Annotated in this window: 14 protein-coding genes; 9 read left to right on the top strand and 5 right to left on the bottom strand. The window is 41.9% G+C overall.

Going from position 1 to position 12,879, the window contains the following annotated elements; translation table 11 throughout:
* Positions 1 to 8: 8 nt before the first annotated feature.
* Positions 9 to 212, top strand: coding sequence for a hypothetical protein (locus AAEU28_RS06820; RefSeq protein WP_421963444.1), 204 nt, complete (start codon positions 9 to 11; stop codon positions 210 to 212).
* Between the two features lie 65 nt (positions 213 to 277).
* Positions 278 to 667 (top strand): VOC family protein, encoded by a 390-nt coding sequence (locus AAEU28_RS06815; protein ID WP_138477985.1) that lies wholly within the window; start codon positions 278 to 280, stop codon positions 665 to 667.
* Here AAEU28_RS06815 and AAEU28_RS06810 read toward each other — a convergent pair.
* The 4 genes from AAEU28_RS06810 to AAEU28_RS06795 all read right to left on the bottom strand — a co-directional run bounded on the left by AAEU28_RS06810 (position 644) and on the right by AAEU28_RS06795 (position 2,592).
* Entirely contained in the window at positions 644 to 994 is a 351-nt protein-coding gene (locus AAEU28_RS06810; protein ID WP_058030992.1) for a DUF2750 domain-containing protein, read from the bottom strand. The genes AAEU28_RS06815 and AAEU28_RS06810 overlap by 24 nt on opposite strands.
* A gap of 21 nt (positions 995 to 1,015) precedes the next feature.
* A complete protein-coding gene (locus AAEU28_RS06805) occupies positions 1,016 to 1,597 on the bottom strand; it encodes a glutathione S-transferase family protein (protein WP_421963443.1) in 582 nt (193 codons plus the stop codon).
* 92 nt (positions 1,598 to 1,689) lie between these two features.
* Entirely contained in the window at positions 1,690 to 1,971 is a 282-nt protein-coding gene (locus AAEU28_RS06800; protein ID WP_349285420.1) for a peptidylprolyl isomerase, read from the bottom strand.
* Positions 1,972 to 2,052: 81 nt separating this feature from the next.
* The gene (locus tag AAEU28_RS06795) at positions 2,053 to 2,592 is read right to left on the bottom strand and encodes a glutathione peroxidase (protein WP_421963442.1); all 540 of its coding nucleotides are present in this window, start codon (positions 2,590 to 2,592) and stop codon (positions 2,053 to 2,055) included.
* A gap of 76 nt (positions 2,593 to 2,668) precedes the next feature.
* Between AAEU28_RS06795 and AAEU28_RS06790 the strand changes: the two genes are divergently transcribed.
* From AAEU28_RS06790 to AAEU28_RS06780, 3 genes are all read left to right on the top strand, one after another.
* On the top strand, positions 2,669 to 3,154 hold the full coding sequence (locus tag AAEU28_RS06790; RefSeq protein ID WP_421963441.1) for a GNAT family N-acetyltransferase: 486 nt from the start codon (positions 2,669 to 2,671) through the stop codon (positions 3,152 to 3,154).
* An 87-nt stretch (positions 3,155 to 3,241) separates the two neighbouring features.
* A complete protein-coding gene (locus AAEU28_RS06785) occupies positions 3,242 to 5,203 on the top strand; it encodes an ATP-binding protein (protein WP_421963440.1) in 1,962 nt (653 codons plus the stop codon).
* 58 nt (positions 5,204 to 5,261) lie between these two features.
* Positions 5,262 to 6,389, top strand: coding sequence for a response regulator (locus AAEU28_RS06780; RefSeq protein WP_138477996.1), 1,128 nt, complete (start codon positions 5,262 to 5,264; stop codon positions 6,387 to 6,389).
* 181 nt (positions 6,390 to 6,570) lie between these two features.
* Here AAEU28_RS06780 and queG read toward each other — a convergent pair whose 3' ends face one another.
* Positions 6,571 to 7,704 carry a tRNA epoxyqueuosine(34) reductase QueG gene (gene queG / locus AAEU28_RS06775; protein WP_421963439.1) on the bottom strand — a complete coding sequence of 378 codons (1,134 nt, stop codon included), beginning with the start codon at positions 7,702 to 7,704 and terminating at the stop codon, positions 6,571 to 6,573.
* Between the two features lie 12 nt (positions 7,705 to 7,716).
* Between queG and AAEU28_RS06770 the strand changes: the two genes are divergently transcribed.
* Genes AAEU28_RS06770 through mutL form a run of 4 tightly spaced genes read left to right on the top strand, consistent with a single transcriptional unit; the run spans position 7,717 to position 12,873 of the window.
* On the top strand, positions 7,717 to 9,195 hold the full coding sequence (locus AAEU28_RS06770; protein ID WP_421963438.1) for an NAD(P)H-hydrate dehydratase: 1,479 nt from the start codon (positions 7,717 to 7,719) through the stop codon (positions 9,193 to 9,195).
* A gap of 2 nt (positions 9,196 to 9,197) precedes the next feature.
* A complete protein-coding gene (gene tsaE, locus AAEU28_RS06765; protein WP_421963437.1) occupies positions 9,198 to 9,683 on the top strand; it encodes a tRNA (adenosine(37)-N6)-threonylcarbamoyltransferase complex ATPase subunit type 1 TsaE in 486 nt (161 codons plus the stop codon).
* Positions 9,661 to 11,001, top strand: a complete 1,341-nt coding sequence (locus AAEU28_RS06760) for an N-acetylmuramoyl-L-alanine amidase (protein ID WP_421963436.1) — start codon at positions 9,661 to 9,663, stop codon at positions 10,999 to 11,001. The genes tsaE and AAEU28_RS06760 overlap by 23 nt, the downstream gene beginning before the upstream one ends.
* Positions 11,002 to 11,007: 6 nt before the next feature.
* Positions 11,008 to 12,873 (top strand): DNA mismatch repair endonuclease MutL, encoded by a 1,866-nt coding sequence (mutL, locus tag AAEU28_RS06755; RefSeq protein ID WP_421963435.1) that lies wholly within the window; start codon positions 11,008 to 11,010, stop codon positions 12,871 to 12,873.
* Positions 12,874 to 12,879 lie beyond the last annotated feature (6 nt).

Below are 12,879 nucleotides of genomic sequence, written 5' to 3'. Positions count from 1 at the left end.
TGTGTAGCATGGTTATTCCATGTGAATCAGGCGATAACGCAGTAGAAATACCAATCAAGCGCTGCCCGAAGGGCTCTTCTGAGCGAACTTTGTTCATTGTTGCTCGAATTGTACTTAGCCCACTAAGCATCAAACCGAGCGCCGTGATCAAAGCCCGCTCAAAAAGAGCAAAACTCGAAGAGCAAAGAACAACAGACCCTATGTATTATTGAGGATTGGTATTTTGCTGTTCAAATAGTATGCTTAGTTTAAGCGATTTTTTAACCTACTTCTGAACATGCAGTATTTAAAAACAATCATTTATGTCGACTCAGTTGAAGAGGCGTTAGATTTCTACTATCAAGCTTTTGGTTTTGCGACTACTGCGCTGACAGAAGCGGCTGATTATGGTGAGTTAGATACAGGTATGGTGACACTTGGCTTTGCCTCACACCCTTTGGCACAAGCGCAGTTTAAGCAAAGTTATATTCGTAGTCATCCAAAGCAGCCCGCACTGGGGTTTGAATTGTGTATTGAGTGTGAAAATGTGATTGAGAGTTATGATAAAGCGGTTGAAGCCGGCGCGGAGCCACTGATGCCACCAATTCACAGAGGAGAGCACACACAAGCTTATGTGCGTGCTATCGAAGGAACTTTGATTGCGTTAGTCACACAAAGCGCGTGCTAAGCCTGTAGGCTCAATTTCTACACACACGTTTTCATCGTTCCAGTTTAAGCCAAATAGTGCTTGGTCTTCGTTTAAATCTTCAACCCACTCGTCTAGTAACTCGTCTAAGTCGATAGCCATAGGCGAGTATGCTTGCCACTCGTCTTTACATTGTGCTTTTGCTTTTTCTTCACTGTCCCATAGCAAAAGGACGTCCGCATTTTCAAACTGGTTTGACTCGCAAACAACGACGCCACCATCTTCTGCGCCTAAAGCCCAAACTTGCGCTCCAAGGCGGGCTTGCTCAACAAATGTGACTAATTCTGATTCAATTTCGATTTCGCTCATCATCTTATCCTGTTTAAGCTATCAAGAATGTCTAGGATCAGTTTGTGCTACACCAGGCAAATTACTTTGTACTTGATGAAATGCCACCAAAGCTGCAAAGTCTTGCAAATTATAGAGATCACGAAACAAGATCCAATCTAGCAGGCAGTATAAACTGATCTTGAGATAACTGCTTTCTAAAAACGCTTCTTTCACACATTGTTCATTTAAATAGGCCAAAAGTGCAGCAATGCGTTCATATTGAAGGTTGAAGAAGAGTTTATTTTCAGAGGTATCAAAGCCTGAACGATGGCAAAGTAACAATTCAATTAATGAATCATTACAAGCATCGACTTGTACCAGTTGGTTCGCTTGCCACCAAGTCATTTCAGGTAGCTGCTGTTGCTCAGTTAAATAACGCATGATTAACCCCGAGTCCGCAATGTTTAATTCACCATCCGTTAGAAACGGGATTTTGCGAGTCGGATTGTGCTCAACCATGATTTGTCGATCTGCTTGCGCAAATATATCTAGACAAGTGTAAGGTAAATCAAATTGATGATACTGGGCAAACATACGAATGCGGCGTGCGTAGGGAGAGGTGTCAGAACCATACAAGTGCATAAATCGGCTCCTATCTTTTATGCTTATTGAAAAAATACCTTTGAAATAGGTATAAAAAAAGCCGCTAAAGCGGCTTTAGAATATATTGATGTTTACTCAGTTCGGCTTGTTACTTCTAGTAAATGGTAACCAAACTGAGTTTGCACAGGTCCTTGTACTTGATTAACCGGTGCAGAAAAAACTACTTTATCGAATTCTGGTACCATCATACCTGGTCCAAATTCGCCTAGCTCACCACCATCTTGGCCTGACGGACAGCTTGAGTGTTTTTTTGCAAGTTCTGCGAAGTCTGCACCTTGCTCTATTTCTGATTTCAATTCTAAGCAAAGCGCTTCGCTTTCAACTAAAATATGTCTTGCACTGGCAACTGTCATACATTCTCCATAATTCTAAATCTGAGCAATATTTACTCATAGTTTATTCTAGTATAGATAGAATTTTTTCTCGCGCAACGGTTATAGTGAATTTTCAATTGCTTGAGTTAAATTTGCCGAAAGCGGTTTAGTTCGGCTGTTAAAGCGTTGCACCGTTTTTCTGTCTGCTGAAACAAGATATTTATAGAAGTTCCACTTTGGTGAACTTGTCTCTGCATTTAGGTGCTTAAAAATAGGATTTGCATCATCACCACGAACCGCTGTGGTTGAGAGCATTGTGAATGTTACACCGTAGTTGACGTAACAGACTTCAGCGGTATCTGCTTCATCGTTTTCTTCTTGAAAGAAGTCATCGCTAGGAAAACCAATTACTACTAGGCCTTTGTCTTTATACTTTTGGTGAAGAGCCTCAAGTTCTTTAAATTGACCTGTAAAACCACAATTACTAGCCGTATTCACAATCAGCAGGGGTTTATCTTTAAATTCACAAAAATTTACTGACTCTTCAGAGTGCAGTTTTCGCATTGTGACATTCGTGAAGTCATCGCAGCTATTTGCCTGCACTGGCGTTGTTAGCAGCGCATAGCACAAAATCATTAAACTTAATAAATACTTACACATATGTTTTCCCATTTTTTATTAGACTAGTTTAAGATACGAATTCTTCGTTTACCACGATCATTGTAGAGTAAAAGTAATGAATATTCGCTATGCGCAAGCATCTGATTTAGAGGCGATAGTTGCCATTTACAACGAAACCATTGCCAGCCGTATGGTGACAGCTGACACCGAGCCCGTGACTGTTGAGTCTCGGATGGCTTGGTTTGAAAGTCATAATAAGTGCTCGCCTATTTTTGTTTGTTGCGATGGTGAAGATGTGCTTGGGTGGTTAAGTTATAAAGATTTTTATGGTCGACCGGCTTACCAGAATTGTAAAGAAATTAGTATTTATATTACTCACAAAGCTCGTGGTCAGGGGCTGGGTAAAAAACTGCTCGCATTTGCTGAAGAACATGGTCGAGAAATAGGCTTGAAAGTATTACTTGGTTTTGTATTTTCGCATAACACTCCAAGTATTAAGTTATTTAAGCAGCATAGCTATGCTGTATGGGGTGAGTTTCCTCAAGTGGCAGAAATGGATGATCAGACTTATAGTTTGACTATTCTAGGGAAGCATTTGTGAACAACACACGTATTCACAAATTTGCTCAAGTGTGAGTTTGCCCAGTCAATATGTGGTTGGCTGGAAAATAGAGTCTAAGAACAAGCTATGTCTAATAAAATACTGATAATTGATAGTAACAGTGTATTGGCCATGCGCCTTAAAGTGCTATTTGAGTTACTAGGTGGTGAAGTAGAGCATATTCATTATCGCATGTTAAATGAAGAGTTTGATTTCAACCAATATGACGTTGTTGCCATTGCGCATGGTATTCCCAGTGAATATTTAGATAGTCTATCTGTTCTTCGCGCACACCCTAAATTAATTTTACTCGCCCCTAAGCCTGACAATACAGAGCACTTGCAAGTTTTTAGTCAATTTAATCGCGCTTTACCTAATGGTATTGTGATTTATCCCTTCTTCGCTAATAAAGAAATTACCAACCTATTAGAGCGAGTCTTAGAGGTTGGCATTGATTCTCGGCTTGTATTACCAAAAGTGTTGTTGGTTGACCATTTTCACGAGCGACTTGAATCTTTGGCAACCAGTCTACGCGGCGCTCAACTCCAAGTGTTAACAGCGCATTGTAAAGAAGAAGCCTTAGAGCTTGCTAAAGACAATGATATTGACTTGCTGATCAGTGATTTTAACTTAGAGCAAGGCACAGGGCTTGAGGTATTTAATGCGCTTAAAATGGTATATCCACACTGCCGATGTCTATTGTTTACCTCTCGAGCAAATCAAGTCGATATGATGGAAGCCATTCGTCAAGGCGTTGAAGATGTGCTGATCAAACCTTTTGACGAAAGTGAACTACTGCAATCTTTGCATAAATTATGGCAAACCGAACTGCTCAAACGTCATAACCAAGAGCTGGTTGAAAGACTGCAAGACACCGTTGATGCCCTAATCGAAAGAGATAGCTTACTTCGAGTTATCTATAAACATACACCTGATCCTATCATGCTGTTTTCTCGAAATGGCAAAATCATTGAAGCGAATGATGCCTGTGGTGAACTATTAAAATTATCTCCTGAAGACTTACCAGAACATTCTATTTTCGAGCTATTTGATAAAGAGACTGCTTCAGGCCTTAAAACGGCGATCCAAGGTGTGGGGGCTCATAGACATTTTGATTTTGAGTTATTGTTACCCAGAGAAAGCGGCGCGGTGCCACTTATGGGCACTTTTACTGAGATTGACCATCATGGTGAAATGGCATTTGCGGTGATATTAAAAAATGTCACGCAACTGAAGAAAAAGCAACAATTACTAGAAGAAGCGAAAGAAGTATTAGAAGCTGAAGTACAGGCGCGTACTGCACAGTTGCAAAAAGCAAAAGATGACGCTGAAGCGGCTAACCAAAGTAAATCAGAGTTTTTAGCCAATATGTCACATGAGCTTCGTACTCCTATGCATTCCATTTTAAGTTTTGCACGCTTTGGGTTAGATAAGTTGGGTGCGGGAGAAACCCCCGTTGATAAATTAAAAAAATATTTATCTCGAATAGAAACCAGCGGTGAGCGTTTACTTTTATTACTCAATAATTTGTTAGACCTGTCAAAGCTCGATGCGGGTCATTTTCCATTTAACCCAAGTAACAATGATTTAATGGCGATCATTAAAACAGGCATCGAAGATGTCGCAGGCTCTGCAATGGAGAAGAATATTCAAATTAGAGTTAATTCTCCAGTAGATAAACTGCCGCTGTTTTGTGACCAAGAACAACTTAATCAGGTGATGCGAAACCTGCTAGGAAATGCACTTAAATTTAGCCCGAAAGACAGTGAGATAGGTGTTGCGATTACCTTAGTTGAAGAAAAGGTCAATATTGCAATCAGTGACAGTGGTGTCGGTATTCCTGAAGACGAGCTAGAGCAGGTCTTTTCTAAGTTTGTGCAAAGTAGTAAAACTAACAGTGGAGCTGGTGGAACAGGGCTTGGTTTGGCCATTTGTAAGGAGTTTATACTACTACATAAGGGTTATATTTGCGCTAAGAACAATAATAATGGCGGTGCAACTGTGATGATTGAGTTACCATTAACGAAACAAAACGAATTAATGGTTTAGCAAACTTGTTAAACCAAGACTATAACTATTCTATAGGTATCAAGAAAAGGAATAGATCATGGCATTACAAAGAATTTTAGCCGTTGATGACGAGCCGTTTAATTTAGAGATCATAGAAGAAATCTTAGAAGACTTAGACTTGCAACTGGTGACCGCAGAAAGCGGACCGGAATGTTTGGAAGTGCTGGAGTCGTTTTCCCCTCAAGTCGTTTTACTCGATGTAAGTATGCCGGGTATGGACGGCTATGAAGTCTGCCGTCAAATAAAAGCAAACCCAGCCACAAAAGATATAGTCGTTATGTTCGTCTCTGCTCGAGGCTCAGTTGAAGAGCGTATGGAAGGCTATTCTGTGGGTGCCGAAGACTACATTGTTAAGCCCTTTGCTCATGGTGAACTAAAGAGTAAACTGAGTAATTTGGGGCAGATTTTACTTGAAAAAGAAAGTCTTGAGCAACAAGTTGAGGATGCAACCAGCACTGCATTTAGCGCTATGGCGACCAGCAGCGAAATGGGGCAAATTGTTAATTACATCGAGCAAATCGGTCAAATAGACGATGTCTCTGAATTAGCACAAGCCTTGATCAGTTGTCTTTCAAGTTTTGGTCTGAATTGTAATATGGAGTTGAGAATTGACGACGATAGACAGCATTTTGCGTCATCAGGTTTATGTTCTCCGATTGTGCTGGAACTTTTCGAAATCCTCAAATCAAAAGGCCGATTACATGAGTTCCAAAACCGTATTCTGGTAAATTACGAAAATCTCAGCCTATTAATTTTGAATATGCCTGAAGATGACGAAGAAAAGCATGGCCGTATTCGAGATCATATTTGCTTTATTGTGAGTGTGACTGAGCAGCAACTTTTGTCAATTTTGACACGCAGAGAGTTACAAGAACAGCAACAAAACCTTTCAGAAGTGATTTCTATGGTGCACAGTAAGTTCACTGGGTTAATGTCGCTATTAGACGATAATCGTAAGCACAACGAAGAGGTATTTCGCTCACTGCAAGAGCAGTTTGAGAACCGTATCCCGACAATGGGCTTAGATGAAGACCAAGAAGTATTTATTTTCACTAACGTTGATGAGGCAATCCAAAACTCTGTTGCGCGTGAAGAGTCTATCACTAGAGTCAGAACGGCTTTTGCTGAAATTGAAGCAGATTTATCGTTAATTAATAAGAAGTAGTGGGGCAACCACTATTTGTTATACCAATCCTCTTAATTAAGCGATCTATTTTGAGGCAAGAAAAACGTGTCGGTAACGAGACGAAAATTTTGCTATTTAGTTGTTCTAAATAAGAAATTTTCAACGAAGTTAGCGGCAGTTTTAGTCCCTCAAAATGATTGAGTATTATTGAGGATTGGTATTAAGCATCGCGTGGTAGTCCCTTTTCAATAATGCGGATCAAGCGCAATTGTTTTCTATCTTCATTGCTCTGTTTATGCCTTTGTTGCTCTAAAGCCCATTCAATGTGCTCTTTGACCAAATCACTACTTTGATGAAGCGCAGATTCTAAAGCGTCAACGATGGTTTGATTAAATGGTGCATTACCCAAGCCAACAGCCAGGTTTCTCTGCCAACGTTCAAAACCTATTCGGCGAATTGGGCTACCTTCGGTGTTTTTCAAAAATGTATCTTCTGTCCAACTAAATAACGTCAGTAGTTCTTGATCTTTTAAGTTCTTACGTGGGGAAAAATCATCTTCTTGGGTGAGTTGTCCAAAGCGATTCCAAGGGCAAACCAGCTGACAGTCATCACACCCATATACGCGATTGCCCAGTAGAGTGCGATACTCCTCAGGAATGGGGCCTTGCAACTCGATGGTTAAATACGAAATGCACTTTCTAGCATCAACAACATAGGGTTCAACAATGGCACCAGTAGGACACAATGTTAAACAGGCGGTGCATTTTCCACAGCCTTCTTCTTCGTTTGGTTCATCAATAGGAAGGGGTAAGTCGACAAATAACTCCCCTAAAAAAAACCATGAACCAGCTTGTTTATTGATTAACAAGCTGTTTTTACCACGCCATCCAAGGCCTGCTTTTTCGGCGAGTTGGCGTTCTAATACTGGCGCTGAATCCACAAAGGGGCGAAAGCCAAACTGTCCAACTTCTTGTTCAATTTTTTGTCCAAGCTTCTTCAGTTTATTACGGATCACTTTATGGTAATCACGACCTAACGCATAGCGGCTAATATAGGCGGTTTCTTTATTTCCAAGCGCCTTTGCAAAGCTCGCTTCAGGTGGCAGATAATTCATTTTTACACTGATGATCCGCTGAGTGCCCGGGACAAGTTCAGCGGGTCTTGCCCGTTTCATTCCATGGGCGGCCATGTAACTCATTTCGCCATGATAGCCATTATCTAACCAGCGCTGCAGTTGAGCTTCGTGTTCTCTCAGATCAATGTCAGTGATCCCAACGTCGGCAAAGCCAAATTCTTTACCCCATTGCTTAATTTTTGCAGCAAGTTCAATATAATCAATCTTAGTGGCAGTCACGGAATCATAATCTTGGAAGCTAAATACACCGCTAATTTACCACAATACGCATACCTCGCCCAACAGGTACAAGCGTATGAAGCACAAGCTGCGCAAAAAATGGGACTGTCTTTATGGCAATTAATGCAACGAGCTGGTGAGGCGTTATTCAGTTTGTTTGACGTCGAGTTTGTTGATGCTGAACGAATCTTGATCTTGGCTGGAAAAGGCAATAACGCGGGAGACGCCTACTTGTTGGCCGCACATTTACAGCAAGCGGGCCGGCAGGTTGTCGTTTACAGTGTGTTTCCGACTAGTTTATTGCAAGGTGATGCGTTAAAAGCCTACCAGCATGCTAAATTATGTGAAGTAGAATTCAGTGCAGGTTGGCCTCAGCAGCAAACGTTTGATGTCATTGTGGATGGCGTATTTGGCACTGGGTTTAAAGGTGAGCTAAGTGCTCCGCTTATTTCTATTTTTGCTCAATGTGAAAAAAGCACTACAACTAAGGTGAGTATAGATGTCCCCAGCGGTGTGAATGCCAATTCATCAGAGGTTGCTATTGGCGCCTTTAAAGCAGATGTCACGCTGACCTTTATCGCGTTAAAGCAAGGCTTATTAACGGGTCAAGCGATGGCGTATTGTGGCCAACTCTATCTAGCTGAATTGGGGGTTGCAGAAGCTTTCAGCGAGCTTGTTCAGGCATCTGCAACGTATTTTAATCAACACGCGCACCTTTCGAACAGTCCAGCAAGAGCAATAGACACATACAAAAACCAATGTGGTCATGTGTTATTAATTGGTGGTGGGAAGGGGATGGCTGGTGCCATACGGCTGGCGGCAGAGGCCTGTTTACGCGCAGGGGCTGGCCTTGTCAGTGTCGCAACGCATCCAGATAATGTTGCCATGGTACTACAAGGGCGCTATGAGCTCATGGTGCATGGCGTTGAAAATAAAGCTGATTTATTGGCACTTATGGATAAAGCCGATGTCTTAGTGATAGGACCAGGACTAGGACAATCTAGTTGGGCAAAGGAGCTGTTTGATACTGCCATAGAGTTTGATGGTGAAATAGTCTTAGATGCCGATGGCTTAAACTTACTGGCAAAGCGACCAAAAAAATTACCAAGGTGCGTCATTACACCCCATGAAGGAGAGGCTAGGCGATTATTAGGTGAGCATTACAGTATGTCTGCTCGCTTCGAAGTGGCGAAATTACTCCATGAAGAATATATGGCTTCAGTGGTATTAAAGGGGCCTGGCAGTTTGATATATGATGGCAATTGCACAGCAATTAACCGCTCAGGAACGCCTGCAATGGCCAGTGCTGGGATGGGAGACGTTTTATCTGGTATGATTGCTGCTTTAATTGCACAAGGGTTAGCCCAAAACACCGCTGCTCAACTCGCGGTGTATATTCACGGATTCGCAGCGCAGATAGCTGCTAAAGACGGTGAAAAGGGGTTACTAGCCAGTGATTTATTCGTTTATATTCGACGTTTATTAGGATAAACATGCGTAATACGTTTACTTTATTGTTAGAGGATGAAACTGCAACCGTGAATATGGGTGGCAGGCTTGCTCAGGTTGTTCAACAAGGCGCGGTGATTTTTTTACATGGTGATCTCGGGGCAGGAAAAACCACTTTAACACGCGGCATTGTGCAGGGCTTAGGTCATACTGGTAAGGTTAAGAGTCCAACCTATACCCTAGTTGAGCCTTATGAATTAGCGAATTGTTCGGTATATCATTTTGACTTGTATCGTTTGGGTGACCCTGAAGAGTTGGAGTATATGGGGATCCGAGATTATTTTGCACCGACAGCGATTTGCGTGATTGAATGGCCTGAAAAGGGGCATGGGTTTATTCCAACTCCCGATTTAAATATTACTATGCAGTACCAAGGGGAGCAAAGACAGATCAGTATTGAAACTGAGTCTGAGCGAGGTATTGCGATACTAAACACACTACAAAACGATGAACAGTCTAAGAATAATTAAAATAATACAGTTAAGTCTCATCTTTTGCCTGTTACTGAGTGTATCAGCATGGGCAAAAAATAGCATTGAAGGGGTTCGGGTGTGGCCTTCACCTGAGAGTACCCGCGTTGTGCTTGATATGTCTGCCAAACCCGAATTTAGCTACTTTATGCTAAAGAACCCGCTTCGTTTAGTGGTTGATTTAGAAAACACAAAAAAGCATAACAAGCTGCCGGCAATTCCTAAAGAGCACCGTGTGTTATCTAAGCTGCGTTACAGCAAACCAAAAAGTGCGAAAAGTACCCGCCTAGTGTTCGATTTAACGCGTACTGCTCGACCTGTTATTTTTGCTTTGGCACCTACTGGGCCTTATAAAGATAGATTAGTGATAGATTTATATGGCAAGCAAAAAAGCCTAGAAGCGAACGATACAAAGAAAAAGCGGGAGCGCGTGACTGATCGAGACATTATTGTTGCGATTGATGCCGGTCACGGTGGCGAAGACCCAGGTTCTATTGGCCCTTCAGGGACCTATGAAAAAAATATAACACTCCCGATAGCTAAAAGGCTGGCGAGAATGATTGATGCAGAGCCAGGCATGCAAGCAAGGCTCACTCGCACAGGTGATTACTTTCTAAAGCTTAATACACGCACTTCAAAAGCCAGACAAAAACGTGCTGACTTTTTTGTGTCTATTCATGCCGACGCATTTACTCGACCAGAACCTAACGGCACCTCTGTATGGGTATTATCTTTAAGACGCGCGCAGTCAGAAACTGGTAAATGGCTAGAAGACCGAGAAAAGCACTCTCAATTACTAGGTGGTGCTGCTGATTTGATTAAAGACACGGCAAATGAGCGCTATCTAGCAAAAGCCTTATTAGATATGTCGATGGATCACTCTATGAAAACTGGTTTTACCGTTGCAGAAGAAGTGGTAAGAGAGCTGAAGAAAGTCTCTAAATTGCATAAGAAAACGCCTCAGTCTGCTAATTTTGGGGTTCTAAAGTCACCTGATATACCGTCTATTTTGGTTGAAACAGGATTTATCTCAAATCCAAAAGAAGAAAAAATGCTTAAAACGGCACGTCACCAAGAACGGTTAGCACGTGCAATTTTTAAGGCGATTCGCACTCATTATCAGCAAAATCCGCCAGATGACTCGCTGTTTGCCCGCTTGAAAGAAAATAAACCTATGCAACATAAAGTAAAGCGAGGTGAGTCGTTAAGCTTGTTAGCACAGCGTTATGGCACCACGGTATCGGCGCTGAAAAAAGCCAATAAACTGAGTAAAAATACCTTGTATATTGGCCAGGTATTAAAAATCCCTAAAGTGTAGACTAGCATGAGCATTGAAATTTTACCTGCCCGTTTAGCAAACCAAATTGCAGCGGGTGAAGTGGTTGAAAGGCCTGCCTCTGTTGTTAAAGAGTTAGTCGAAAATAGTATTGATGCGGGGGCGAACCGCATCACAATCGACATTGAACGCGGTGGTCACAAGCTGATCCGCATTCGTGATAATGGCCATGGTATTGTCAAAGATGAACTCACTTTGGCACTCTCTCGTCACGCAACCAGTAAATTAAAAAGCTTAGATGATCTCGAATGCATCTCATCTTTAGGATTTCGTGGAGAAGCGCTGGCTTCAATTAGTTCTGTATCGCGTCTTACTTTAAGCTCAAAGCCTGCTGAGCAAGAAACAGCTTGGCAAGCATTTGCTGAGGGGAGAGACATGGCTGTGCAAGTTCAGCCGACCGCTCACCCCAATGGCACCACCATCGAAGTTAAAGATTTATTTTTTAATACCCCAGCTCGACGTAAATTTTTACGCACCGAAAAAACCGAATTTAGTCATATTGATGAGCTGGTGAAACGCATTGCGTTAAGTCGTTTTGATGTGGCTATTACTCTGACTCACAATAAAAAAGTGGTTCGTCAATATCGTGCTCGAACGCCAGAGCAGGGGACCGACAGAGTTGCACAAGTGGCGGGTAAAGCGTTTGCAACCGACGCTGCATATATCGAATCCGGTGCAGAAGGCCTAAAATTATACGGTTGGGTATTACCGTGTGGAGATAATGGCAACTCACAATATACCTATGTAAATGGTCGTATGATGCGAGATAAACTCATTTTGCATGCGATACGCCAAGCATTTGAAGAGCAGATGGGGCAAATTGAATTGCCCGGCTTTGTGATTTATCTCGAATTAGATCCAAGACAAGTGGATGTGAATGTGCATCCGGCCAAGCATGAAGTGCGCTTTCATCAAGCGCGTTTAGTTCATGATTTTATTGTGCAAGCAGTGAAACAAGCGGTATTTATGCCAGAGCAAAGCAGCTTGAGTGCAGAGATACAACCAGGTTATGTCGAAGATGCTCAGCAGCAGAACTATCGCTCAGAGCTGACCTCCGCATCTGAGCCTCTTGTATCAGTCCCTTCAGGGTTTGATTTTACGCCTAAACCTAGCCAGTTTTCATCAAGTGCCGGGCAAAGTAGTAGGGCGAACTCAACTTCATACTCAGGGGGGCGTGCAACTGTAAACCAGAATACGACAGAGCAAACTCAGCATCAATATAATGCCAATGAGTTTTACCAAGCACTGACACCGCAAGCTCAAACTCCAGCATCTTCAGAGGCTTCTTCACTCGAAGACAATGTAGCAAATGCAGTTGGTGCAGAAGTCGACATTATGCCTTTATCAGAGGGAATGCTGTTCGTTAAAAAGCAAAATCATATTCTGTTAAGTCATTATAAGTATGCTTTATTACCTCTTTGGCTAGCTGATATTGAGCAAGATGCGGCATTGACTGGTAAAGCTTTATTGTTACCTGTTCGCGTAAATTTAGACTCTGTAAATAAACAAGCGCTCGAGAAAAACCAATCTTGGCTTACTTTGCTTGGATTTGATATTCAGCTTTTTGAAAAATGCATTATGGTTAAAAAACTGCCAATCAATGTGTATAGCATAGATGTGGCTGAGCTAATCAATCGCACGTTAGAGTGTTGTAATAAAGAATTTAGTGATATTCATCATTGGCTTGAGTGGTTGTATGAGCAAACGCCGAGTAGTTATTTTGTCAGTGATAGCTTTGCGAATTTGCAAATAAAAATACAAAACAATGCACAATGTCTTTCAGCAATACAGGCAAAAGCAGTTAAACTAGACAGTAATATGTTTAAAAAAATTTTAGAGCAAGGCGCACAGTGAGTAAGT

This window comes from Pseudoalteromonas sp. SS15 (genome assembly GCF_049257195.1).
Taxonomy (GTDB): domain Bacteria; phylum Pseudomonadota; class Gammaproteobacteria; order Enterobacterales; family Alteromonadaceae; genus Pseudoalteromonas.
This window is presented reverse-complemented; position numbering and strand designations above follow the sequence as displayed.

Coding starts and splice junctions, on each gene's coding strand:
- AAEU28_RS06780 (WP_138477996.1), top strand. CDS start 5,262: ATGGCATTACAAAGAATTTTAGCCGTTGATGACGAGCCGTTTAATTTA.
- AAEU28_RS06820 (WP_421963444.1), top strand. CDS start 9: ATGGTTATTCCATGTGAATCAGGCGATAACGCAGTAGAAATACCAATC.
- AAEU28_RS06805 (WP_421963443.1), bottom strand. CDS start 1,597: ATGCACTTGTATGGTTCTGACACCTCTCCCTACGCACGCCGCATTCGT.
- AAEU28_RS06815 (WP_138477985.1), top strand. CDS start 278: ATGCAGTATTTAAAAACAATCATTTATGTCGACTCAGTTGAAGAGGCG.
- AAEU28_RS06810 (WP_058030992.1), bottom strand. CDS start 994: ATGAGCGAAATCGAAATTGAATCAGAATTAGTCACATTTGTTGAGCAA.
- AAEU28_RS06800 (WP_349285420.1), bottom strand. CDS start 1,971: ATGACAGTTGCCAGTGCAAGACATATTTTAGTTGAAAGCGAAGCGCTT.
- AAEU28_RS06790 (WP_421963441.1), top strand. CDS start 2,669: ATGAATATTCGCTATGCGCAAGCATCTGATTTAGAGGCGATAGTTGCC.
- tsaE (WP_421963437.1), top strand. CDS start 9,198: ATGCGTAATACGTTTACTTTATTGTTAGAGGATGAAACTGCAACCGTG.
- AAEU28_RS06760 (WP_421963436.1), top strand. CDS start 9,661: ATGAACAGTCTAAGAATAATTAAAATAATACAGTTAAGTCTCATCTTT.
- AAEU28_RS06795 (WP_421963442.1), bottom strand. CDS start 2,592: ATGTGTAAGTATTTATTAAGTTTAATGATTTTGTGCTATGCGCTGCTA.
- AAEU28_RS06785 (WP_421963440.1), top strand. CDS start 3,242: ATGTCTAATAAAATACTGATAATTGATAGTAACAGTGTATTGGCCATG.
- mutL (WP_421963435.1), top strand. CDS start 11,008: ATGAGCATTGAAATTTTACCTGCCCGTTTAGCAAACCAAATTGCAGCG.